Source organism: Specibacter sp. AOP5-B1-6 (assembly GCF_052376555.1).
Classification (GTDB): Bacteria; Actinomycetota; Actinomycetes; order Actinomycetales; family Micrococcaceae; genus Specibacter.
Map to the genome: position 1 here is coordinate 1 of NZ_JBQSVT010000052.1, position 23,426 is coordinate 23,426.

Sequence of the window (23,426 nt, forward strand, 5' to 3'; positions counted from 1 at the left end):
AAACCCGGCGCGTCCCTGGCCGCGGAACTGCGAGACCTACTCCCTGAACTGCGCACCACGGTCGGGGACGAGCGGCGGGTGCTGGTCGGCTTCGACCGCGGAGGATGGTCCCCAGCCCTGTTCAAACACATGGATACGGCTGGTTTTGACGTACTCACCTGGCGCAAAGGCACCACCAAAGACATCGAAGAAAAGTTGTTCGCCGAGGTGTCCCACGCCGACGAACACGGTGAAGAGAAGACCTGGTCGGTCGCTGACACGGTCGTTGACCTGCCCCTGGCAACGACCAAGAAGACCGGGGAGGTCTTCAGTATCCGCCAGATCAGCCGGATCGTGGGCACCACCGGTGGTGGCACGAGGCAAATCCATATCCTCACCACCGACCGGACCATGAGTGCTGGAGAGGTGGTGTATCGAATGGGGAATCGGTGGCGGCAGGAAAACCAGTTCCGCTACGCGCGCATGCACTTCGCCCTCGACTCCCACGACTCCTACACCAGCACCGATGATAACGAGGACCGTTTGGTGCCGGAACCTGCCAAGGCCCGTGCCTACCAAAAAGTTGTCACCGCCCGGAACCACCACGCAGAAGCAGCAGCCGTGGCCGATCTAAACCTGCTGGCATTGAAAACCCCGACCGAGGGCACCGATGAAGTCACGGTCACCAATGCCATGCACAACCAAGTCATGGCACCAGTATGGGAAGCAGAAAGTGCTTTGGTTGCTGCTGAAAAGATTCATCAGGGCATTCCGGCGAAGATCCGCCTCGGTGACCTGAACCCCCGGCCAACAAGTCCTGGATACCGAGGTGAAACTGATCCACACCGGCATCCGTATGGCCGCCTACAACACCGCGATGACCATCGCCAGAGAGATCCGCACCAACACCGGCTACAAACGAGCCAACCAAGAAGCCCACGCCCTCATGCGCCAGATGTTCCATCAGAGAGGCGACATCGACACCACAGTGCCCGGCCACCTCACCATCACACTGGACCCTCTACCGACCAAGGCCAAAACAACGGCCGCCGCTCAGCTGTGCGAGCACCTCACCGCCACCGAAACCCGCTACCCCGGCACCAATCTCATCCTCAAATACGCCATCAAAACCAAGACCCCGGCTCTTATCAATTAAATCGTGATGTCAGGAGCCCTGGCGATAGCCGCCGAAAAAAGCACCCATGGCGCCAAGCGTCCGCGGCGGCACAACAGTCCACCTACTCCGCAAAGTCGACCACGCCACCGGGGTCGCGTTAATGCAGGCAAGCCGAATCAAACTGCATGACCCGGTGTGTGGTCCCGAAAAGCTGTAGATCGGGTTGGAGGCCGCCAATGGGGTGGTGATTACCATGCAAACGAGGGGACGTATCCAGCCGGCTAGATATGCACCCTCGCCTGTCCAACAATAATTCTCTAGACAAACCCGACCCAAGACAGATAGCCGTAAGGTGTTGAGGTCGCTCCAGTTCCTGTACCACTCTCTTGATTGGTGACAACACAATTGCTGTTGTAAGTTGTCGCCGACCAATTGAAGGAACGCCCCTCGGAACCAAGCTCGATATAGCCACCCTCATCGGGGATGGTTGCATTGACGGAGTACGTTGCTGTACTCGTCTCCGAAGCACTCAGCTCGATGCCGGCGGTCACCGATGCCGATGCGAAAATTGCCCCCGCCTCAACCGTGGTCGAAAGGGACATGGAACCAGAAACTGTTGAGGAGGTACCAACATCGATCGTAAGGTTTGCCCCTGGAGAGCCGGGCAATCGATACGATCCAGGCGCATATGCTCGATTCACGTTAGTCACCGAAAGGTCAGGAACACCACCGTTACATAGGCCATACGGAGAAACAACATCAGATTCAGATTCAGGGGGTTCGGCTGCGCTGGCAGAAGACAGGCCAGTAGCAGTGAGAGCCAACGCCCCAAAGACAATTCCAACATACTTAACAATTTTCATCATAAAAATACCTCCGTAAATTATGTCTATTTATAAAAGATTGTGACCCAGTACTTCGTTGAGTGCGGAACCGTTAATTTTACAATGGTTTCCGACGATGGACTATCGAGTGGAAAATCGGCTGACGGTGTAATAGTCAACGAACATGGGGCTCCACTATTAGCTGGCGTACCTTGGTCAACATCCACCGACCAATCGCCACCAGAGCAATTAATTAGAAGTCCTAAGCGTGTCTTTCCGGCTGGCAGCGCCGGGACTTTAAGATCGCCACTACCTGTATCAGAACGATTCATTACCACAGTGGCAGACGGATTCTTTTCGGACAATATATTCGATTGTTCTGTGAATATAGACTGATCGCTGGGAAGAATCGCCGACCCTGCTGACGTCGGAGTTGGCTCGGACCCTGGGGATATGAAAGTTGGGGAAAGCGGTTGATTTCTTTCTTCCTCTTTAGAGCAGCCAGACACGAGCCCAGCAATGGCTATGACTATTACCCCTAAAGCAAACTTCCTTATCAACATCATATTTTCACGCTAGACGACTCGTAGTCGTATGTACAGGAAATATCTGCAAATCCAGCGAAATTCGGGATAAAATATATTTCGTCGTGCCATTTCAAGGAAATAATTTGAGCCTTCATAGAGAGGGGGCTACACTGCCTTCCGGGAGCCTTCGACGTGAAGCTTGGCCTGGTTATCGGTCGCATCGGAGTTTGATCCCGACAGGTCCTGAAGCCAGCATGGGCGGCTGCGGGCAGTTGGCCGTCAAAACTGGTCCGAGGCGGCTCCTGCTGACAACGCGAGAGTGCAGGAAACGTCGCAATGGCCAGCCATAGCGACGTTTCCTGTCCACTCGCGCCGGGGTGGATCACATTCCGGCCCCAGCCCTACGCCGAGTACAGCCCGTTCAGCCACGCACCCCAGGCGGCCCCTGCCACTTCTGCATCCGCTCCGGGGGCGAACAGGTGAATGGTCATGCCGACCACGGCCCCAAAGGCGTTGCGGCCGAAGAAGCGGATCATGGCGTCGTCGGTGCGCAACCCCACGAAGTTCTCATCCAGGTGGTCCACGACGGCGTCGACAGTCCCAAGCCCCGCGATGGCGACGCTGACGTGACTGCCGGCGCCGGGGTCGTGGATCCCCAAGGCATGCTTGACCGCTTCGAAGGCCTCGGGAGAGGACGATGCCGCGGGCCCCTGGACGTCGGCAAACGCTGCCTGCCGGCCGGCGAAAAACTTCACGTACTGGCCCAGCGTGTGCTGGTAAAAGGCGGTGTGCTTGGCGGCGCCGTCGTACTGGTTGTCCCAGTCCTCGAAGAACACGCCGCTGTGCACATACCGCAGCCAGGACTTGCCGTCCGGGAGCTCGGAAATGTCGTACTCGAGCTGGTTGAAGAAGCCGCCCTCGCCGTCCATGCGGTTCGAGAAGCGGTGCGGCGGCTCCCAAACGGTCACAATGCTGCCGAACGGGCCCGCGCCGCCAAGCTTCGCCTCAATTTCCATGGGCCACATCCAGCCCGAAGTGCCCGACGTCGCCGCATCGAACACCTGCGCCGGCGTGCCCTCGATCTCGGATTCGTGCACGATCTTGAATTCCTTGGCCATCATTGCTCCTTGCTGGGGCCGGACATTCCGGCACCGTGTATGGTTTCCCGTGGTTCCGGGACCGGCTTGACGCTGGGATGAAGTGCGACGACGAGCCGGTGCCTGCGCCCGCCAGCCGCGCTTTCGCTGTGGTACTTTTCCACCAGCTTCGCCGTGCTGGCCGCCAGTTCGGCAACAAATGCGGCCCGGTCGGCCGCGCTGGCAAAGGTCAACTCACCGTCCAAGGCGAAGGTTGCCAGCCGCTGGTTGGTGCGGTCGGCACCGGTGATCAGCGTCCCGACGTCCCTGACCAGACGTGCTGCAAGTCCCAGCATCCAGCGGGCCGAGTGCCTGTTCGGTGCAAGGAACGGGTCGGGGGCCACCCCGGGGAGGGCCGCCGGCGAAATGACGTAGGACCGCGCAGTGGCACCCAGGACCCGCTCGGTGACATTGCCCCTGCGCCGCTCCCCGACCAGTTCCACGAGTCCGAAGCTTTCCAGCGTCCTCAGGTGGTAGTTCACTTTTTGCCGTGGCAGCCCGATCCGCGCCGCCACGCCTGCCGCCGAGGCGGGGGTCCGCAGCTCCGCCAGCAGCCTGGCCCGGATGGGATCAAGCGCCGCCTCGGCCGCCGAGGCCTCCTCAATCACTGCAACGTCCAACATGTTCCAAGCTTCCCACCGACAAATAAATTTGTCCAGAGTTGGTTGCCCGGCAACCTTGTCCGACGGCGGGGCGGGCACCGCGGGACCGACGCAGGGGGGTCCGGCGCCGCGACACCGCCGGCTGATTGCCGCACCCCTGCCGCGGGGTGACCACCCGTCGCGGGTAGACTCCCTGATCATGACCGCCGAGCCAAACACACCAGCCAGTCCAAGAACCGCCACCGGAATTACCCACGCCATTTTCCTCGATGTTGACGGCACCTATGCAGACTTCGGCATTGTTCCCGAGGCGCATGTTCGGGCCGTCCGCGCGGCCCGGACCGCGGGCCACAAGGTGCTCCTGTGCACGGGCGGCCCGTGTCCATGCTGCCGGAGCACATTGTCGATGCCGGTTTTGACGGCCTCGTGGCGAGTGCGGGCGCCTATGTCGAGGTGGCGGGCGAGGTCCTCGTTGACACCCGATTCCCGGCGGAGCTGGCGGCCAGGACTGTCGCCGCCCTTGACGCCCACGACTCGGTCTACGTTCTGGAAGCGCAGGAGTCACTCCACGTGGCCCCTGCCGCCGAGCAACGCCTGCGCACTATTGTCGAGGGACACTTCCAGAAGTCGGCCCCCGGCCAGCCCAAGGGGTCCTCCGCCATTTTGGACTCACTGCTCCCGTGGTCGCAGGACTCCCCGCTGTTCGCCAAGGTCACGGTGTTTGAATCGTTGATTCCCATGGACCGGATGGTGGCCAAAATTGGTGCGGAGATCACCGTCGTCGCCAATTCCATCGCCGACGAGGGCAGCCACGCCGGCGAGCTTTACCAGCGCGGCATCAGCAAGGCCGACGGCGTTGCTGCCGCGATCGCCTGGCTCGGCATTGACCGCGCACACTCCATCGCGTTCGGCGATGGCCAAAACGACCTGGAAATGGTTGCCTACGCAGGCCTTGGCGTGGTCATCGAAGGCTCCAGTCCGGAGCTTCTGGCCATCGCGGACCGCACCGCCCCACCGCCAAGCCGCAATGGCATCGCGACCGCTTTCGAGGACCTTGGGCTGATCTGAACTTTTGTGGCCCGCAATGGCGCCGGCTACACGGGCCCGCCGGTGGATGCCCACGATCCGAGCGGCCGCTCCGGCACGGCCTGCTCGGCGTCCTCGGTCAGGGAAATGACGAACCCGCGCGCTTGGTAGTTCGCCAACGCTGCGGGGCCGTCGAGGCTGCAGGTGTGCACCCACACGCGGGTCGCTTCAGGGACCCAGCCGTCCTGCGGCAAAGACCCGCCCTGCGGCAACGATTGGCGCGCGGTCAGCGACCAGGCCGCCTCGACTCCGTGTTCCAACAGCAGTCCGCCGAGGCCGCGGCCAATCGCCTGCTCCGCCAAGCCAAAGTACCGGATCTCCACGTGGGTGCCATCGGCCGCGGGGAGTGGTTGGAGCTGGACGAAGCCCCACGGCACACCCTCGCCGTACAGCACCCAGAACTCGGTGCCCGGCACAGCCAGTTCCCGGGCCCACTGGTCCCGCGTCCATTCGAGTCGGTCCGTCCAGTTCCAGGGCCCGCCCACGAGCCCGTAAAGAAATCGGGCGTATTCGGGGGTGATCCCAACAGCACGTTCCAGCCGGGCCCCGGCAGGCAAGGCACGCGGGGCAGCCTCGGGAGGCTGGCGCATCTGCAGCGTTGTGGTCGTGACGTTCATGAAAATTTCAAGCTTCCCGCCGGTCAGTCACAACCGGCTCCGCGACCGGACCGGTTGAGCCCCGCACCACGAGGGCAGGGGCCAGGGCGGCCCGGCTCGTGACGGGCTCACCGGCAAGATGCCCAATCAACAGTTCTGCGGCCAGCTCGCCATAGGCGGCCACATCGTGCGACAAGGCCGAGACGCCCGCGAGCTGACACTGCAGGGAGTCGTCCCACGCCAACACCGAAACCTGCCCGGGGACGGCGATGCCCAGCGCCCGCAGGGTTTCCAAGCCGCCCACGGCCATGACGGCGTCGTCGTAAATAATCGCGGTGGGACGTTCATCCGCGGGAACCACTGGAACAGCGGCATCAGCGGGAGCAACGGCATCCGCGGCGAAGAGTTCGGCCGTCAGGGTTCTGCCGCTGTCGTGCCCGTACCCGCCATTGCGCTGCAGGCCTGAAACACCGCCAACACCGGCCTCGGCCAGCATTGCCGCATACACTTCTGTGCGCTGGGCCGTGTGCAGCAGCTCCGCCGGACCGGCGATCCTGGCAATGCGCCGGTGGCCCAAACCCATCAGGTACCGCATCGCGTCCGCCATCGCCGAGGCGTCGTCGGTAAAGGCCGTGGGGTGCGCGGGGCTGATTTTCGGGTCGCCAATAACCACCGCCGGCAGGCCCAGTTCCTGCAGCAGCGGCACCCGCTCGTCCCCCAGACGCAGGTTCATGAGCAGCACGCCGGCGATGCGGCCCCGGGCTGCCCACCGGCGGTACGTGTGAAGTTCCTTTTCCGGATCTGCCTGCAGCATCACCAGCAGGCTCCGCCCGGCCTCGGCCAGCCGCGACTCCACACCCCGGACGAAGTCCTGGTGGAACGGGTCGAGCTGGCCGGGCTGGGCGGAGCGCAGGAGCACCAATCCAACCGGTGCGGCATCCGGAAGGCCGGAGCGCAACGGCGTCGAAAGGGCACTCCCCTGGCTAATCATGCAATCAGACTACCCCTGCACAAGATCATTGGCGCAACGCAGGACGGGGGCGGCAAGCAGTGCCTCCACGTTCAGCTTTTCGCCCGTGATCCGGAACGTGTGCCCGGCGCCGGCGGCCAGGGTGACCAGGCCGGAGTCCACGCCCGCCCGCGGGTCCACCCGGTCGGGGAAGAGCGCGATGTCCTTGACGAGCGCCGTGGCACGGACCGTGACGTCAACGCCGTCGTCCGTGCGCACAGCCGACGCCGTCAAAACCCGTGCCGGATCGGCCAGCGTCAGCGCCGTGTCCTCCACAAAGTAGCCGTAGGCCGGGGCCAGGCCGAGCCCGTCGTCCACGGCACTGACTTCGATGAACTCCGCCGTGGCATCGGCAGGCTCGGCGATGCCGACCGGCAGCTGGTACGTGGCGGCATCGCGGGCGGGCACCGAAACTTTCAGCAGCACCTCCGCCAGCACCTCCCCGCCGTCGCCGGTTGACGCACGCCGCAGCCGCAACTCACCGGCAAGCGGCAGGTCCGTATCGTTGTGAAGCACGACGGCGAGTCCCCCCTCGCGCGGCTGCACTGTCGCCAACCGCGGTGCGTACGCATGCTTCAAGGCATGCCACAGCGGCTTGCGGATGCCGTGGCTGTCCACCGCTGCCCAGGAAACCACGGGCCAGGAATCGTTGAGCTGCCACATGACGGCGCCCTGGTTGAGCGGGAACAAGCTGCGGAAGTGTTCGATGCCAAAGGCCATGGCCCGGGCCTGGTTGAGCTGGGTTGCCCAGTGCCAGTCCTCGATGCTCCCGGGCTGCGGCAGGTGTTCGCCGAGTCCGCGCTCCAGCTTCAGGTTGCCCTGGTCCGCTTTTTGGTGGACCAGCATCTGCCGGCCGTAGGGTGCGAGCGGCTCGTCGTGGACCACGCTGGTGAGCGTGGACCAGGCGGGCGGGCCCTGGAAGCCGAATTCGGAGGCGAAACGGGGCTGGTAACTGGCGTAGTGGCTGTAGTCCTTCTCGTTCCAGACGTCCCAGATGTGCGTGGTGCCGTGGCGTGGATCGTTGGGGTGCATGTGGTCCCCGTAAGAGAAGGGACTGCCGGCCGAATACCGGGTTCGGGGATCGAGCTCGCCCACGATTTCCGGCAGGATCTCGCGGTAGTAGCCCTCGCCCCAGGTGCGGCCGGCCAGGGGCACCTGCCAGCCCCACTCCACCCAGCCCCAAATGTTTTCGTTGCAGCCGTTCCACAGGGCCAGGGAGGCGTGGGTGCTCAGCCGGGTGACGGCTTCGCGGGCCTCGGCGATGACCTCCGAGCGCAGCGGTTCCTCCTCGGAGTAGGCAGCGCAGGCGAACAGGAAATCCTGCCAGACCAGGATCCCCAGCTCGTCGCACACGTCGTAGAAGTCCTCGGATTCGTACATGCCCCCGCCCCAGACCCGCAGCAGGTTCATGCCGGCATCGGCGGCGTCGCGGATGGACGCCTCCACGCTGGCGCGCGTGATCCGGGTGACGAGTGCGTCGTCGGGGATCCAGTTGGCACCGCGAATGTACACGTCAACGCCGTTGACCCGGAATTGGAAGTTCGTCCCGTCGTTGTCGGCGTCCGTGCGGACCTCGATGGTGCGGAAACCCACCTGCGCTGCCCAGCGGCCGCTGCCGGCGTTGGCCAGTTCCACGCGCACCTCATGCAGCGCCTGGTCCCCGTGCCCGCGCGGCCACCAGGGTGCCACGTCCGGGACCAGCAGGACGGCGGAGGCGCCGCCGTCGGCCGATCCCACGGTGAGCGACGTTTCGACTCCGGCCACGGAAATGCTGAGTTCGGCCGTGCCCGCAGCGGAGGTGCCGCCGTCCCATTCAAGCTCAACGTGGGTTTCCAGCCGGCCGGTGCCGTCGCCGTCGAGCGTGGCCAGCGGGCGCACGGAGGCTATGCGCGCCCCGGACCACGATTCCAGCCGGAGCGCCTTCCAGATGCCTGCCCCGGCAATGTCGATGCCCCAGTCCCAGCCAAAGTTGCACGCCATTTTTCGCACGGCGTTGAACGGGTGGTGGTTCACCTGCGGCCTGGCACCGATGAGCTCTTCCTGTTCGCGGGCAAACGTCACGGGCGCCCGAAAATCGATGACGAGCTCGTTCTCGCCCTGCACCAGGAACTCGCGCACGTCGAAGCGGTAGGACCGGTGCTGGTTCGCCGTGCTGGCCACCACCTTGCCGTTGAGCCGGATCGTGGCGGCCGTGTCGAGCCCGTCGGCCACCAGGTCGTGGCGCGCGTGCTGGCCGTTGTGGAACGTGAAAATCGTGCGGTATTGCCAGTCGGTGAGCCCGATCCAGGCCAGCGCCGCTTCGTTGTTGCCGTCAAAGGGGTCCGGAATCAGCCCGGCCCGGAGCAGGTCGGTGTGCACCTCGCCGGGTACGACGGCGGGAACTGCCTCCGCGCCCAGCGCCACCCCCGGCGGCAGTTCGGTGGTGGGACGGAGCTCCCAGCGTGAGCCGCCGGCGCTGGTCAGGTCCGCCACGGCGGGTGCTGGCAGAAGGTTGGTGGTCGTGACTGTCACTGGGCAAGTCTCTTTTCCGGGTTGGGGGCTGCCTCGGCGAGCAGCTGCGTGTAGGGGTGTTGGGGGTTGAGGATGACGTCGTCGGAGGGCCCGGCTTCGACGATTTCGCCCTGGTACATGACGAGGATTTCATCGGAGAAGTGCCGGGCCGTGGCCAGGTCGTGGGTGATGTAGAGGACGCCGAGGTTGTCGGCGCGCTGCAGCTCGGCCAGCAGGTTCAGCACGCCGAGCCTGATGGAGACATCGAGCATGGAGACGGGTTCGTCGGCCACCAGGATGCGTGGTTCCGGTGCCAGCGCCCGGGCAATCGCCACGCGCTGGCGTTGGCCGCCGGACATTTCGTGCGGATGCTTGGCAGCGGCTGCCGGATCCAGCCGGACGCGGGTGAGCAGTTCGGCGACGGCCGCCTCGGTCTCCTCCGCTGTTGTGGCCTTGCCGTGCAGTTTCAGCGGACGGGCCAGGTGGTGGCCCACGGTGTGGAAGGGGTTGAGGGAGGCGAACGGGTCCTGAAAGACCATCTGGACGTCGCGGCGGTATTGGCGCAGGCCGGCACCGCGGCGCTGGACCGGGACGCCGTCGAGCATGATCTTCCCGGCGGTGGGCCGTTCCAGCTGCATGAGCAGCTTGGCGATGGTGGACTTGCCGCTGCCGCTTTGGCCCACCAGGGCGACCGTTTTGCCCGACTCCACGGAGAAGCTGACGTCGTTGACGGCCTTGAGGGTGCGCCCGTGCCAGCCGCCGCGCAGCCGGTATTCCTTGACCACATTGTGAAATTCGAGGGTGCTCATGCGCTTCCTTCCAGGGTGCGGCCGTGGCGGATGAAGTCCCCGCGGTCGCCCGTCAGGCTGGGGAACGAGTTCAGCAGCTTGCGCGTGTACTCGTGGGATGGGTTGGTGTAGACCTGCCGGGCGTCGCCCAGTTCAACAATTTCCCCGCCCTTCATGACGGCGATGCGGTCGCTGATTTCCAGCAGCAGCGGCAGGTCGTGGGTGATGAAGATGACGGCGAAGCCCAGTTCGGCCCGGAGCCGGGTGATCTCGCGCAGGATTTCACGTTGCACCACCACGTCAAGGGCGGTGGTGGGTTCGTCCATGATCATGATCTGCGGGTCGAGTGCCATGGCCATGGCGATCATGACGCGCTGGCGCATGCCGCCGGAGAGTTCGTGCGGGAAGGAGCGGACCCGGTTGCGGTTGACGCCCACCCGCTCCAACAGGTCCCCGCATTGCTGGCGGCGTTCGGCTTTGTCCATCTCCGGCCGGTGTGTGGTGAAGATGTCCTCCAGCTGCGCCTGGATGTTCAGCACCGGGTTCAAGGAGTTCATGGCGCCCTGGAAGACCATCGAGATCTTGTTCCAGCGGAAGGCGCGCAGGGATTCACCCTCCAGCCCGCCGAGGGCAATGTCCGTACCGTCCCTGTCGTGGAAGGTCGCGTGGCCGCTGACAATCCGGGCAGGCGGTTTCAGCAGCCGGTTGACCCCGTAGGCCAGCGTCGTTTTGCCGCAGCCGCTCTCCCCGGCCAGGCCCAGGATCTCCCCGCGGCCCAGCTCCAGGGTGACGTTCTTGACGGCGTGCACGGTCTCTTCACCGGCATAGTCAATGCTGAGGTTTTCGATGGAAAGGACCGGGCCCGTTCCTGCTGCGTTCAGTGGCTCAACTTTTTGCACGGTGCTGCCTTTCTGCGGTCTTGGCTGCCGGGGCCTGTGCCGGCTCACCCGATGGGGACTGTGCCGGCTTCCTGGCCTGGGACTTGGCCCAGCTTTTGCGGGCCGACAGTGTCTGGTCGCGCAGTTTCGGGTTGATGATCTCGTCAATGGAGAAGTTGATCAGCGAGAGCGCGGCACCGAACACGGCGATGAGCAGGCCCGGCGGAACGAACCACCACCAGGCGCCCAGCCGCAGGGCCAGGCCGTTCTGGGCGTAGAACAACATGGAGCCCCAGGTCCAGGTGTTTGAGGCGCCCAGGCCGATGAACGCCAGTCCGGCTTCGCCCAGGATGGCAAAGATGACGGCAAAGACCATCTGTGAGGCGAGCACGGGCATCAAGTTGGGCAGGATTTCCACCAGCAGGATCCGCCACGTCTTTTCCCCGGAGACCCGGGACGCCGCCACATAGTCGCGGCTGCGCAGGCTCAAGGTCACGGCGCGCAGCACGCGCGCTCCCCCGGCCCAGCTGGTCAGGGCCAGGACCCCGGCGATCAGCAGCAGCCCCTTGTTGGGGACGTAGCTGGAGATGACGATGACCAGGGGCAGCCCGGGAATGACCAGCATGACGTTGGTGACAAGCGAGAAGGCCTCATCCGTCCACCCGCCAATGTAGGCGCCAACAATGCCAAAGAACGCCGAGGCAACGATGGCCATGATGCCGACCAGCACACCGATGGTCAGGGAACCGCGGGTGGCATGGGCGAGCTGCGCCAGCACGTCCTGGCCGGTTTGGGTGCTGCCCAGCAGCATGCCGTTGCCCGGGGCTGCCAGGGTCTCGTTGCTGATGGCGTTGGGGTCCCCCAGGAACAAGGGGCCGAGGATGCCAAACAAGGTGATGGCCCCTGCTATGGCCAGCCCGGCAATGAGCTTGGCAGAACGCGGACGACGGCGGCGCTTCGCCGGCCGTGGCGGTGCGGCCGCGGGCGCTGGATCTTGTACTTCAACAGTTGTTTCCATGATGTTCCTTCCGGCTTAGGCGCGCACTCGTGTGCGGGGATCGATCAGGGCGTAGAGCAGATCCACCAGCAGGTTGGCGCCCAGGACGGAGATGGTGATGACAAGGAAGATGCCCTGCATCAGTGCGTAGTCGTTGCTTTGCACGGCCGTCAGCAGGGCCGAGCCAATGCCCGGGTAGGAAAACACCATCTCGGTGACGATGGAGCCGGAAACGACAAAGCCCAGGGAGATGGCGAATCCGGACAGTGACGGCAGGACGGCGTTGCGGGCGGCGTAGCTGGTCATGATCCGCCGCGGGTGCAGTCCCTTGGCTTCGGCGGTGACAATGTAATCCTCTGACAGGGTGGAGACCATCATGTTGCGCATGCCCATCATCCAGCCGCCAATGGAGGACAGGACGATGGTCAGTGCCGGCAGCGCCCCGTGGGTGATGACGCTGGAGATGAAAGCCCAGCTCATGCCCGGCTGGACGGTGTAGACGTCGTACCCGCCGCTGAGCGGGAACAGCTGGACCTTGCTGGCCAGGAAGTACAGCAGCACCAGGGCCAGCCAAAAGTACGGCACGGCCTGAAACATGGTCGTCACCGGAATGACGTTGTCCAACCAGGAACCGCGCTTCCAGCCGGCCAGCTGGCCCAGCAGGATGCCGATGACGAAGGAAATCACGGTGGCAATGCCAATCAGTCCCACCGTCCAGGGCAGCGACTGGCCGATGATTTCCGTGACATTGGCGGGAAAATACGTCACCGAAACGCCCAGGTCGCCCCGGAAGACGCTGCCAAGGTAGTTCAGGTACTGCACCGGGACCGGCTGGTCCGAGTTGGTGCCGAGAAGCAGTTCAAGTGCGTGCCGGGTGGATGCTGAAACAGGTCCCTTGGCCGCGAGTTTGGAGATCAGGATGTCCACCGGGTTGCCCGGCATCCATCGTGGCAGGAAAAAGTTCAGTGTCAGGGCTGCCCACAGGGCAACCACATAAAACACCAGCTTCTGGAGATAAAACCGCACGGTTGCTCAACCTTCCGTTTTGCTTCTCGGCACCGATGGCACTGTTAATTGCCGGCCGGTGTGAGTGATTTCAGGACCATGCCGTTGTCCCATGACTTCCAGGACGCCGGGAACGCGTACTTGTCATCATTGGTGGGCCAGCCCGTGGCGTGGTCGGTGTTAAACTCGGACAGTGTCGAGTTCACGTAGATCGGGATGTAGGGCAGGTCGCGGACGACCTCTTTTTGAATGGTCGCGTAGGCGGCCTTTTGCACGGCTTCGTCTTCGGTGGCGGCAGCCTTGGCCAGCTCGGCGTCGACAGTCTTGTTGTCGTAGCGGGCGTAGTTGCCGCCGGTGGAGGCATCCTCGCCCACCTTGGCGCTGGTGGAGCTGTTGAAGCGCGGCTGGTAGGTGTAGTAGGGGTTGTCCGAGGCGCCCAACCCAATGGAGTCCAGGGTCAGTTCAAAGGTGCCCTTGGTTTGGTTGCTGCTCCACTCGTTGTAGGACAGCTGGGTGGACTTAAGCTCAATGCCGGCCTCCTTGAGCTGGCTGGTCAAGACCTGGACGGCTGAAATGTAGTCGCTCCAGCCGGCCACCACCTGGACGGTGAGGCTGACTCGCTTCCCGTCCTTGGCGTAAATGCCGTCGCTCCCCTTGGCGTACCCAGCCTCTTCCAGGATGGTTCCTGCCTTCGCGACATCGGCAGTTTGCGGGACCTCGACGTCGTCGGGGTTGGCAATCCATTTCTTGTCACGGTCCGGCAGCAGCAGTGTCGGGGAGGCGGGAGCGGCAAAATCGCCGCCGGCCAGCTTGTTCAGCGGGGTGCGGTCCATGGCGTGAAAAATGGCCTGGCGGACGGCAACGTCCGTCTGCGGTCCCACACAGCCGAGGGCTGCATTGGCACACGTGAACAAGGACGTGGTCATGACGGGGGTGTTAACGTAGCTGAGGTTTTTCTGGTCCCCGATCATTTCCTTGAGGTTGGGCAGGAAGGAACTCATCCAGTCAACTTTTCCCGCCATCAGGGCGGCGCTGGCAGCATCGGCTGTGGCCAGTGAAATGTACTGGACGCTTTCAATCTCCGGCTTGCCGGCCTCCCAGTAGTTGGGGTTCTTTTCCAACACGTAGGACTGGGCGTTGAATGACTTCACCATGTAGGCGCCGGTGCCCACGGGGTTTTCGTTGATGGTGGTGGTGGGATCGGCAATCTTGGACCAAATGTGCTCGGGGATGATCGCCTGGTTGCCCAGGATCTGGGGTTCCTGCATGAATGAGGTCTCCTCGAACGTCAGCACCGTGGTCACCTCATCCGTGGCCTTCGCTGTGGCGTTGAGGCCGCTGGTGTTCAGCGCCGGGTTGTCGTGGATCAGGTTGAACGTGTAGGCCACATCCTTGGCGGTCAGCGGCTCGCCGTCGGACCACTTGACGCCTTCACGGTTGGTGATGGTCAGCTCGGTGCCATCCGCATTCCAGCTGTAGTCCGTGGCCAGAAGGGGCTGCGGATCCGATTCCGCGGCCAGGTTGTAGTAGTAGAGCGGTTCGTAAATGACGCCCTGCGTGGGCTGCAGCATGGTCGGGGAGAACGGGTTCCAGTTTTCGGAGATGGCACCGGTGGCGCCGTTGAAGACGGTGACGGCCGACTGGCCCGAACCGCTTGCCCCGTTGGAACCGCCGGCATCACTGCTGCAACCGGACAACGCCAGGATACTTGCCGCGGCGGCAGCGACAACAGCCATGGCGAGCCTGCGCTTTTTGAAATGAGACATCATTGACCCTTCATTGTGATTCACAGCACACCCGGACCAAGTTGCGCCACCGCACTGTGTGCGCCCTTGGGGACGCATAGGTACTTTTATATTTGACTTAATTAAGTCTGTCAACAATGTTTTTGAAAGACTGTCCATACGGATGAAATAAGGCAGAATGTGACGTGGCCCATAACGTGGTTCTGAGTGGTGCTCCGGCCGCTGCACCCGCTTCTGCGTGTGCAGACTGCTGGCTGCTGTGCCACGACTCTCCGCGCGATGGCGGGGCAGCGGAGCGACTGGCGCCCGCGCAGGCCCGAGAAAAGAGACACAAGGGGCGCGACAGTTGCCCAAAAGCACGGCCCGGGCGCATTTCGTTGTAGCGAGTGTGCAGCAAACGTCGTTTAGCCTCACTCCAAACGACGTTTACTGCACACTCGCTACAAGCTGTGGCGCACCCGCCCCGCGTGCCGTTCGACAGTTTTCCGCGCGATGTGCCGTACGACGTCCCGCGCGATGGCGGTGTCGCGGAGCAGCTGGCGCGTGTGCAGGCGTGGGCAAAGTGGCACGCGCACGAAAGCTGCCCAAAAGCGCGGCCCAGGCGCATTTCGTTGCGGTGAGTGCGCAGTAAACGTCGTTCAGCCTCACTCCAAACGACGTTTACTGCACACTCGCTGCAAGCGCGGCGTGCAAGTGCGGCGCCGCGCGTGTTACTTGTTGGCGGCAGCCGGCTTTCGTTCCAGCTTGTCCTGCAGCGCCAGCGTGGCTGCCCCGAGCGCTGCCGCGTCGCGCGGACTGGCCGACATCACCACCGACACGTCGTGGACGCCCCTGGCCAGGGTGCGTGAATCGAGTGCCTTTTGCGCCGCCTCAAGATAAAACGCGGCGCAGGAGGAGAAGCCGGGGCCGGCCAGCACCACCATGTCGACGTCGAACAAGTTCACGAGCGTGACAATGCCGCAGGCCAGCGATTCCGCCCCGTCGCGAATGATGGCCGCGGCCGCCTCGTTGCCCCGGGCAGCCAGAATGCCCAGTTGGGACATGCCGTCCTCGACGTTGCCGCGGGCCACCTCGCCCAGTCCGGCAGCTGCGGGAGCCTGCCGCGCCTTGTCCACCAGGACCGGCGGTGCCGCAAATAACTCCAGGCAGCCCCGGTTGCCGCAGGTGCATTCGGAGCCGCGGAAGTCGATGCTGACATGGCCCAGTTCTCCGGCATTGGAGCTGCTGCCTCGATAGGGCATGCCATTGACCACCAGGCCGCCGCCAATCCCGGTGGCCAGGTAGACGGTGGCGTAGGCGGAATGCTTGTCGGTGGTGCCCAGCCAGTACTCCCCCACCGCGGCCGCCGTGGCGTCGTTGTCGACGATGATCGGCAGGCCGGTAGCTGTTTCCAGCTCATCCGCCAGGGCAAAACCGGACAGATTTTGCAGGTAGGACACGTTGCGCAGGTAGCCGCCAGCCTTGTCCAGGGGGCCGGGCATGGCCACGCCGATGCCGGCAATCGTGGCGCGCTCCAGGCCGAGGTTCTCGATCAGGTCTTCCACCGCGGCGGCCAGGAATGCCACAATCACCTGCGGGTCCAGGTCCTTGGCGCCGCGCAGGATCTGCCGGCCCACAATGTCCCCAGCAAGGTTGGTGGCGACGATGCCAACGGAGGCGGCCCCGAGCTGCACGCCGATGGCCGTCATGGAGTCGTGGTTCAGGCGCAGCAGTGTGCGGGGCTTGCCGCCTGTTGATTCGGCCTGCCCCACTTCCCGCACCAGCCCCTGGGCCAGCAGGTCTCGCACCAGGTGGGTGATGGAGGCCGGCGTCAGCCTGGTTTCCCGGACCAGTTCGATCCTGCTGGTGGGTTCCGTGGCCCGGATGATGTCAAGCACCCGGCCGCGCGAATCTTGCCGGAGTGGAGCCTTGGCCTTGATCATGATTCGATCCTAGCCGGACTCATGACAAGTCTTCGCCCCCACCGAGGCCCCCGCCGAGGCTCCCGTCGAGGGCCTCCAGCAGCACCACCACCGAGTGTTCCGGCTGCAGTGGCGGCATGGCGAGTCCGGCGGCAGCGAGCATGGCCCCGGTGAGGTGGATCCCGCCCTCGTTCATCCAGGCCGGTGAGTTGTTGTTGGTGCCCAACGGGGGCGTGGGGCCCACATGGCGGACGGCGTAGCTGCGCTCCGGGTCCAGGCCCGCCAGGCGCACCGGGACCGGCGGCCAGCTGGCCGGCCGGGCCAGGACGGTGAGCTCGAAGAGTGCGGCGGAACGGTCGGCGGCGATGACGCCGTGGGCGCTGATTTCCGGGGTTGGGTGGTCCACCCGCACCACATCCCCGTGATGGATGAGCGCCCGTTGCTCCTTGTAGAGGGCAATCCAGCCGGCCAATTCCTGTTGTTCGGCCGGGCTAAGGGCGGTGATGTCCCATTCGATGCCGTAGTGGCCAAAGAGGGCCGTCGCTGCCCGGAAGGACAGGGCGTGGGTGCGTCCGGTGGTGTGCGACTGCGGGCTGCCGACGTGGCTGCCCACCAATTCCGGCGGCAGCAGCTGGGCCGTCCAGCGCAGGATCTGCTGGCGCTCCAGCGGGTCGATGCAGTCGCTGGCCCAGATCCTGTCGGTGTGTTCCAGAATCCCCAGGTCCACGCGCGCCCCGCCGGACGAGCACGACTCAATCTCGAGCCCGGGGTGGAGCTCCTTCAGCGCTGCCAGCAGGCGGTAGGTGGCCAGCGTTTGTTCGTGGACGCCGGCTGTTCCCGTCACGGTGGAGCCGGCCTCCAGCAGGTCCCGGTTGTGGTCCCATTTCAGGTAGGCGATGTTGTAGCGGCCCACCAGTTCGCTGATGCGGTCCCTGATGAACGCGAAGGCTTCGGGGATGGCAAGGTTGAGCACTTGCTGGTGGCGTGCCGGCAGCGGCAGGCGGCCGGCCGGCGCCAGCATCCATTCCGGGTGGGCCCGGGCCAGATCCGATTCCGGGTTGATCATCTCCGGTTCAAACCAGAGCCCGAATTCAATCCCCAGCTCGGCGAGGCGGTTGGTGAGCGGATGCAGCCCGGCCGGCCAGACACCCTCATCGACATACCAGTCCCCCAGCCCGGCGGAATCATCGCGGCGCCCGCGGAACCAGCCGTCGTCGAGCACAAAGCGTTCCACACCGAGCTCGGCAGCCTTGTCCGCAAGCGCCAAAAGCCGTGTCAGATCATGGTCAAAGTACACCGCTTCCCAGGTGTTGAGCGTGACCGGCCGCGGCGACGCCGGGTGTTGGGGCCGGGCGCGCAGGTAGTTGTGGAACTGCCGTGCGGCCGCATCCATGCCCGTTCCGTGGCAGCCGTAAACCCACGGCGTGGTGTATCCGGCCGCCGTTTCCAGCACTACTTCCCCGGGCAGCAGGAGCTCGCCGCCGCCCAGCAGGGTCTTACCGGCGGAGGTGCGCTCCACATAGGAGAGGTGGTTGCCGCTGAAGCCGACATGCAAGCCCCAGACCTCGCCGCCGCCAAAGCCGAAGCCTTGTTCGCCGGCCAGCAGGACCGTCGCCGCGTCGGCGCCCGTGCGTCCGCGGCGGTTCTCGCGCAGGTGCGTGCCAACGGTGATGGCGCGCCGCTGGGGTGTGCGCTCCTTGCTCCACCGCCCGGCCTTGTCGAGAATTTCCACGGCGCTGCCGGACACCGGGAGGGCCACCACCAGCTGTTCCACGTTGTAGTCGCCGGCGCCCATGTTTGTCACGGTGGCCCGGAGGCGCAGGAGCCCGGATTCGAGCAGCTGCATTTCCACGGTCAGTTCCAGCTGGGATTCATGGTCGACGGCGCGGGAGACAACGTGATTCCCCTCCACCGTGTGGCGCAGGGAACTGAACTGCGGAGTCCAGGCCTTGCCGCTGCGGTGGCCGCGCAACCCGGGTGTGCCCATCCACCCGGCGGAGTGTTCCGGCACCACGCTGATCCGCACCGGCACGTCGACCGAGTTGTCCAGGGCGGGTTGGGCGTTGGCGGCAAACTGCTGCAGCTGGTGCTCGTCGACTGCTCCGAGGTCGGCGCCCCAGTGCAGGATTTGGGGCAGCTCGTGCTCGGTCAGGCGGAGCACAACACTCGTCCCGGCTGCACGCAAATGCAGGTGCGTGGGCTGGACCGGCGCCGGTGCTGCGGGTGCGGTGGGGTGGTCATTGACTGCCGCCAGCCAGATCGCAGCCAATTGTTCGTGGCCCAGGGGTGTGGGGTGGACGCCGTCGCCGGCCAGGGCTGCATTGCCGCCGAGGCTGGCAGCGCGGGCATTGAGTTGCTCGTGCGCGGGCACCAAGACAGCGTCAAATTCTGCGGCCAGGCGGGCCACCGCTTCCTGCTTTCCCGCCAGGTCCTCGCCCCACCCCCGCTGGTCCTCCGTGACGGGCAGCAGGAAGGGCTGGACCAGCACGATCCGTTCAAAGTGCGGCTTCGCCTGGGTCAGCAAATCCCGGTAGCCGGCCTCAAAAGCTTCGGCGGAGGTGGGGTCGCCGTTGTCGAAGCGGCGCCAGGTGTCGTTGATGCCCACGAGAATCGACAGCACATCGGCGTTGCCGCCCACCACATCGGCGCTCCAGCGCTGCTGCAAATCCACCACTCGGTCACCGCCGATGCCGACGTTGGCAACGGTGGCCCCCTGCTCGCCCAGCTCGGCGGCCAGCATGCTCACATAGCCGTCACCAAGCCCCCGCGGATCCTCGCGGCGACCGCAATCCGTCACACTGTCCCCGGCAAAAAGAACGCTTGCTCCCTGCAGCTTGCCCACTTCGACTCCTCCACGCTAGAACTTTGTTTAGCAACTAACCTAAGTCATGTTGGGGTGCTGCGGGGGCAATCGCGGCACTATTACGCGCCGGGTCTGTTGCGTGCCGACCGGCCGAATGCCGACCGGAGCTGGCCGCGTGCCGCCAGGCCGAACGCGGGACACTAGGCCGGGCGGGTCCCGGCGGGAGCCACCTCGTCAACGTCCGTCCACACCTCGGTCATGTCGGCGATGAGCCCGTCGCGCACCGCAATGAAGCTTGCCACCTCGAAGTGCTGCAGCCGGCCCTGGCTGATCCCGGTGACGTGGGCACGCCCGGCGGCGCGGTCGCCGTCGGCCACACACTCCTGCAGCACGAAGTGCTGAAATCCCGGATACTGGGCATTCACCAGCACCCAGGCATCGCGGTCAAAGGTTTCACCCGTGTGCACGTAGCGGCAGTAGAAGTTCGGGTGCAGCAGGGCCGGCAGTTCCTCCCAGCGGTGCCCATCCAAGACCTCGGCCAGCGACTCCATCATTTTTTGTGCGCCCATGCGCCCAAACTACCAGCGCCGCCAATTTGGTTGCCGGGCAAGGTGCCGGACAACCGGGCAAGCTGCCGGGCCGGGGGTGGCCGCCGGTCAGCATCGCCGCGAGTGGCGTAGGGTGGAAAATCCAGAAGGAAATCCAGGCTTGGGGGCTGTCACAACACCGCATGGCGAACAACGACACCAGCACACTTTTCCATACACTTGGCCGCTTGGCCCCGCAGCTTCGGCCGATCATGTGGCCGCTGATCTGGGGCTTGCTCTCCGCCGTGGCCGCCAGCGCCGTGGCCCTTGCGGTCCCGCAGGTGTACCGCTCCCTCGTCAACACTGCCCTGCAACCGGGAACCGGCACGCAGGCACTGTGGGTGGGGGCCGGCGTCGTGCTTGTCCTTGGCATTCTCGAAGCCGGGCTGATCGCCCTGCGCCGGCAGTTTGTGATTGTCCCGGTCACCACGGTGGAAACCCGCATGCGGACCTCGTTCTACCGCCATCTGCAAAATCTCGCCGTGGAATTCCACGACCGCTGGGGCTCCGGACAGCTGCTCAGCCGGGCCATGAGCGACTTGAACTTCATGCGCCGCTGGATGGCGTTTGGCGCGATCATGCTGGTGGTCACGGCGCTGACCGTGGCGATCGGCGTGGCTTTGATGTTCGCCATGAGCTGGGAGCTGGGCTTGATTTTCCTGGCCGCCGCCGTCCCCATCGTCATCTTCGGCTACCGTTTTCGGCGCAGCTACGGGCAGGTCAGCCGCAAGAGCCAGGACCAGGCCGGCGACCTCGCCACCACCGTCGAGGAATCCGTCCACGGCATCCGCGTGCTCAAGGCGTTCGGCCGCGGCCAGGAGGCACTGGATTCCTTCGCCAGCCAGGCGCAGGAACTCCAGAGCACCGAAATCCACAAGGCCAAGTCCCTCGCCGTGTTCTCGCTCGTCGTCACCCTGCTGCCCGAACTTGCCCTGGGTGCGGGCCTGGTGGTCGGCATCCTGCTGGTCTCCGATGGCAAGCTCGACGTCGGGGCCCTGGTCGCGTTCTTCGCCACGGCTGCCGTCGTGGCCGGCCCGGTGGAATCGATGGGCCCGCTGCTGGCCATGACCTTCGCCGCCAAAACCGCCCTTGACCGGCATTTTGAGGTCATGGACGCCGTGAACACGATCACCGATCCGGACACCCCGGCCATGCTGCCGGCTGTGCGCGGGGAACTTGAATTCCGCGATGTCCACTTCCGATTCCCGGACACCCCGGACGGCACCCCGGACCTGCTCAACGGCATCAACCTTTCCCTGCGGGCTGGCGAAACCATGGCGCTGGTGGGCGTCACGGGCAGCGGCAAAAGCGCGCTGCTGAACCTGGTCCCCCGCTTGTTTGATGTCACCGCCGGGGCCGTGCTGCTGGACGGAACGGACATCCGCCAGCTGCCCTTGGCCGTATTGCGCCGGCACGTCTCCGTTGCGTTTGAGGACACCACCTTGTTCTCGCATTCAGTGCGCGGGAATGTGCTGCTCGGTGCCGCGGACCATCCCGGGCTGTCCCCCGACGACGTCCTGGAACGCGCACTTGACGTGGCACAGGCAGGATTCGCACACACCCTTGCCAACGGCGTGGACACGCTGATCGGCGAGGAAGGTTTGAGCCTGTCCGGCGGCCAGCGCCAGCGCATCGCACTGGCCCGGGCCATCGCCGCGCGCCCGGCCGTGCTGGTGCTAGATGACCCGCTGTCCGCCCTGGACGTCAATACCGAGGAGCGTGTGACCGGGCGGCTGCGGTCAGAACTGGCCGGGACCACGACGTTGATCGTGGCCCACCGGCCGTCCACCGTAGCCATGGCCGATCGGGTGGCGCTACTGCAGGAAGGCCGCATCACGGCGGTCGGCACCCATGCCGAACTGCTCGCCGGCAACAGCCACTACAGATACGTGCTGGCCAGCCTCACCGAGGAACCCCGCGACCTGGACACGGGCGCGGACGACGACCTCCCGGACGACCTCGGCGCCGAACCGTTGGACACCGGGGCGTTGAACACCGGGGCGCCACGCTCCCGCCCGCCGAACACCGGCCCGGGCAATACCGGCCCACTCAACAGCGGCCCAATCAATACTGTGCAGAAAGGGGCGGGCGCATGAGCCGCAGGAACAGGCGCAAGGAGGTTCCGGCGTCGAGCATTCCGGGGAACAGCGTTCCGGCGACAAAGGCCGGCCGAATACCGGCACCGCAGGGCACCGCCAACGAGGACCGTGTGGACCTCAGCCGCGAGGCCAGCCGTGCCGTGCGGCAGCGGTCGGTCCGGCTGCTCGGCGTGCTGCTGCGCCCGGTGCGGCTGCGTTTTGCCATCACGGTGGCGCTCGTGGTGCTGTCGCAGGCGGCGAAGGTGGCAGGTCCGCTGCTCATTGCGTTCGGGATCGACTCGGCGCTGCCCGCGCTGACAACGCAATCCGGGGCCTCCGCCGTTCCGCTGGTCGTCACCGGCGGCGGCTACGCGCTGGCCGCCGTGATTGGTTCGTGGCTCACGGCGGCGTATCTGACGGCGACGGCGCGGCTGAGCCAGGCCATGCTGCTGGACCTGCGGCTGCAGGTGTTTCGGCACACGCAGCGGCTGAGCATGGAATTCCATGAGGGCTACACGTCGGGGCGGATCATTTCGCGGCAGACCTCGGACCTGGAGGCGCTGCGCGAGCTGCTGGATTCGGGCATTTCCTCGCTCGCCTCCGGGCTGGTGTTCATGGTGTTGACGGCGGTGTCCATCTTCTCGCTTGACTGGATCACGGGCCTGCTGGTGATGGCGTCGGCCGTGCCGATGTTCCTGCTCTCGCGCTGGTACCAAAAGCGTTCGCAGGCGGCATACCGCTCCTCACGGGTGGTCTCCGCCGGGCTGATTGTGCACTTTATTGAGACCATGACGGGCGTTCGTGCCGTCAAGGCGTTCCGCCGGGAGAAGGAGAACGCGGCCCGGTACGAAGAGCTCGCCGAGGACTACCGCCGGGTGACGGTCCGCTCGATCAACCTCAACGGCATCTTCCAGCCCGGCCTGGTGCTCATCGGCAACGTGGCGGTGGCAGTGGTGTTGCTGGCCGGCGGTTTCCGCGTGCTTGGCGGCGCGTTGGAGGTCGGCGCCCTGCTGGCCCTGCTGCTGGCCACCAAGCGCTTCTTCCAGCCGGTGGGCCAGATGGCCATGTTCTACAACTCGTTCCAGTCGGCCCAGGCCGCGCTGGAGAAGGTCTCCGGGCTGTTGGAGGAGGTGCCCACGGTGCGGCCGCCGCGGCATCCGGTCCCGCTGTCCGCGGCCAGCGGCGACATCCGCTTCACCGGCGCGGAGTTCCGTTACGGCAACGGGCCGGTGGTCCTGCCGCATCTGGATCTGCACATTCCGGCCGGGCAGACGGTGG

General features: G+C 65.0%; 18 protein-coding genes and 1 pseudogene. 5 read left to right on the plus strand and 14 right to left on the minus strand.

Annotated features, from left to right (window positions below; translation table 11 throughout):
• Positions 1-129 precede the first annotated feature (129 nt).
• Together ACT3TS_RS17720 and ACT3TS_RS17725 are read left to right on the plus strand one after the other, a co-directional pair.
• Positions 130-453: pseudogene (locus tag ACT3TS_RS17720) on the plus strand (hypothetical protein); the annotation flags it as partial.
• Positions 454-808: 355 nt separating this feature from the next.
• Positions 809-1,135, plus strand: coding sequence for a putative transposase (locus tag ACT3TS_RS17725; RefSeq protein ID WP_444532848.1), 327 nt, complete (start codon positions 809-811; stop codon positions 1,133-1,135).
• Positions 1,136-1,413: 278 nt separating this feature from the next.
• Here ACT3TS_RS17725 and ACT3TS_RS17730 read toward each other — a convergent pair whose 3' ends face one another.
• The 3 genes from ACT3TS_RS17730 to ACT3TS_RS17740 form a co-directional block, all read right to left on the minus strand.
• Positions 1,414-1,962 (minus strand): hypothetical protein, encoded by a 549-nt coding sequence (locus ACT3TS_RS17730; protein WP_444532849.1) that lies wholly within the window; start codon positions 1,960-1,962, stop codon positions 1,414-1,416.
• Between the two features lie 886 nt (positions 1,963-2,848).
• Positions 2,849-3,568, minus strand: a complete 720-nt coding sequence (locus tag ACT3TS_RS17735) for an SRPBCC family protein (RefSeq protein ID WP_444532850.1) — start codon at positions 3,566-3,568, stop codon at positions 2,849-2,851.
• Positions 3,565-4,206, minus strand: a complete 642-nt coding sequence (locus ACT3TS_RS17740) for an ArsR/SmtB family transcription factor (protein WP_444532851.1) — start codon at positions 4,204-4,206, stop codon at positions 3,565-3,567. Before ACT3TS_RS17740 ends, ACT3TS_RS17735 begins: the two co-directional genes overlap by 4 nt.
• A 342-nt stretch (positions 4,207-4,548) precedes the next feature.
• Here ACT3TS_RS17740 and ACT3TS_RS17745 point away from each other — a divergent pair, with 342 nt between their 5' ends.
• Positions 4,549-5,253, plus strand: a complete 705-nt coding sequence (locus ACT3TS_RS17745) for an HAD hydrolase family protein (protein WP_444532852.1) — start codon at positions 4,549-4,551, stop codon at positions 5,251-5,253.
• Positions 5,254-5,279: 26 nt separating this feature from the next.
• Here the strand turns inward: ACT3TS_RS17745 and ACT3TS_RS17750 are convergent, their stop codons facing one another.
• The 11 genes from ACT3TS_RS17750 to ACT3TS_RS17800 form a co-directional block, all read right to left on the minus strand.
• The gene (locus ACT3TS_RS17750; protein ID WP_444532853.1) at positions 5,280-5,888 is read right to left on the minus strand and encodes a GNAT family N-acetyltransferase; all 609 of its coding nucleotides are present in this window, start codon (positions 5,886-5,888) and stop codon (positions 5,280-5,282) included.
• 7 nt (positions 5,889-5,895) lie between these two features.
• Complete coding sequence (locus ACT3TS_RS17755; RefSeq protein WP_444532854.1) at positions 5,896-6,858, minus strand: LacI family DNA-binding transcriptional regulator; 963 nt, start codon at positions 6,856-6,858, stop codon at positions 5,896-5,898.
• A 9-nt stretch (positions 6,859-6,867) separates the two neighbouring features.
• Positions 6,868-9,387: a glycoside hydrolase family 2 protein gene (locus tag ACT3TS_RS17760; RefSeq protein ID WP_444532855.1), complete on the minus strand. Its 2,520-nt coding sequence runs from the start codon at positions 9,385-9,387 to the stop codon at positions 6,868-6,870.
• The gene (locus tag ACT3TS_RS17765; protein WP_444532856.1) at positions 9,384-10,175 is read right to left on the minus strand and encodes an ABC transporter ATP-binding protein; all 792 of its coding nucleotides are present in this window, start codon (positions 10,173-10,175) and stop codon (positions 9,384-9,386) included. The genes ACT3TS_RS17760 and ACT3TS_RS17765 overlap by 4 nt, the downstream gene beginning before the upstream one ends.
• The gene (locus tag ACT3TS_RS17770; protein ID WP_444532857.1) at positions 10,172-11,053 is read right to left on the minus strand and encodes an ABC transporter ATP-binding protein; all 882 of its coding nucleotides are present in this window, start codon (positions 11,051-11,053) and stop codon (positions 10,172-10,174) included. The genes ACT3TS_RS17765 and ACT3TS_RS17770 overlap by 4 nt, the downstream gene beginning before the upstream one ends.
• Entirely contained in the window at positions 11,040-12,050 is a 1,011-nt protein-coding gene (locus ACT3TS_RS17775) for an ABC transporter permease (RefSeq protein WP_444532858.1), read from the minus strand. Before ACT3TS_RS17775 ends, ACT3TS_RS17770 begins: the two co-directional genes overlap by 14 nt.
• A 15-nt stretch (positions 12,051-12,065) precedes the next feature.
• Complete coding sequence (locus tag ACT3TS_RS17780) at positions 12,066-13,055, minus strand: ABC transporter permease (protein WP_444532859.1); 990 nt, start codon at positions 13,053-13,055, stop codon at positions 12,066-12,068.
• 44 nt (positions 13,056-13,099) lie between these two features.
• A complete protein-coding gene (locus tag ACT3TS_RS17785) occupies positions 13,100-14,803 on the minus strand; it encodes an ABC transporter substrate-binding protein (protein ID WP_444532860.1) in 1,704 nt (567 codons plus the stop codon).
• Between the two features lie 686 nt (positions 14,804-15,489).
• Positions 15,490-16,701: an ROK family protein gene (locus ACT3TS_RS17790; protein WP_444532861.1), complete on the minus strand. Its 1,212-nt coding sequence runs from the start codon at positions 16,699-16,701 to the stop codon at positions 15,490-15,492.
• A gap of 19 nt (positions 16,702-16,720) precedes the next feature.
• The gene (locus ACT3TS_RS17795) at positions 16,721-19,522 is read right to left on the minus strand and encodes an alpha-galactosidase (RefSeq protein ID WP_444532862.1); all 2,802 of its coding nucleotides are present in this window, start codon (positions 19,520-19,522) and stop codon (positions 16,721-16,723) included.
• Between the two features lie 161 nt (positions 19,523-19,683).
• Positions 19,684-20,052 carry a nuclear transport factor 2 family protein gene (locus ACT3TS_RS17800; protein WP_444532863.1) on the minus strand — a complete coding sequence of 123 codons (369 nt, stop codon included), beginning with the start codon at positions 20,050-20,052 and terminating at the stop codon, positions 19,684-19,686.
• Positions 20,053-20,213: 161 nt separating this feature from the next.
• Here ACT3TS_RS17800 and ACT3TS_RS17805 point away from each other — a divergent pair, with 161 nt between their 5' ends.
• Both ACT3TS_RS17805 and ACT3TS_RS17810 read left to right on the plus strand, forming a co-directional pair.
• Positions 20,214-22,166 (plus strand): ABC transporter ATP-binding protein, encoded by a 1,953-nt coding sequence (locus tag ACT3TS_RS17805; RefSeq protein ID WP_444532864.1) that lies wholly within the window; start codon positions 20,214-20,216, stop codon positions 22,164-22,166.
• A partial coding sequence (locus ACT3TS_RS17810; RefSeq protein WP_444532865.1) for an ABC transporter ATP-binding protein occupies positions 22,163-23,426 on the plus strand: 1,264 nt, incomplete at its 3' end. The genes ACT3TS_RS17805 and ACT3TS_RS17810, both read left to right, overlap by 4 nt.

Bases quoted from the DNA above. Each gene is read 5' to 3' on its own strand.
- ACT3TS_RS17730 (WP_444532849.1), bottom strand. From the start codon at position 1,962: ATGATGAAAATTGTTAAGTATGTTGGAATTGTCTTTGGGGCGTTGGCT.
- ACT3TS_RS17735 (WP_444532850.1), bottom strand. From the start codon at position 3,568: ATGATGGCCAAGGAATTCAAGATCGTGCACGAATCCGAGATCGAGGGC.
- ACT3TS_RS17740 (WP_444532851.1), bottom strand. From the start codon at position 4,206: ATGTTGGACGTTGCAGTGATTGAGGAGGCCTCGGCGGCCGAGGCGGCG.
- ACT3TS_RS17750 (WP_444532853.1), bottom strand. From the start codon at position 5,888: ATGAACGTCACGACCACAACGCTGCAGATGCGCCAGCCTCCCGAGGCT.
- ACT3TS_RS17755 (WP_444532854.1), bottom strand. From the start codon at position 6,858: ATGATTAGCCAGGGGAGTGCCCTTTCGACGCCGTTGCGCTCCGGCCTT.
- ACT3TS_RS17765 (WP_444532856.1), bottom strand. From the start codon at position 10,175: ATGAGCACCCTCGAATTTCACAATGTGGTCAAGGAATACCGGCTGCGC.
- ACT3TS_RS17775 (WP_444532858.1), bottom strand. From the start codon at position 12,050: ATGGAAACAACTGTTGAAGTACAAGATCCAGCGCCCGCGGCCGCACCG.
- ACT3TS_RS17785 (WP_444532860.1), bottom strand. From the start codon at position 14,803: ATGATGTCTCATTTCAAAAAGCGCAGGCTCGCCATGGCTGTTGTCGCT.
- ACT3TS_RS17790 (WP_444532861.1), bottom strand. From the start codon at position 16,701: ATGATCAAGGCCAAGGCTCCACTCCGGCAAGATTCGCGCGGCCGGGTG.
- ACT3TS_RS17800 (WP_444532863.1), bottom strand. From the start codon at position 20,052: ATGGGCGCACAAAAAATGATGGAGTCGCTGGCCGAGGTCTTGGATGGG.
- ACT3TS_RS17805 (WP_444532864.1), top strand. From the start codon at position 20,214: ATGGCGAACAACGACACCAGCACACTTTTCCATACACTTGGCCGCTTG.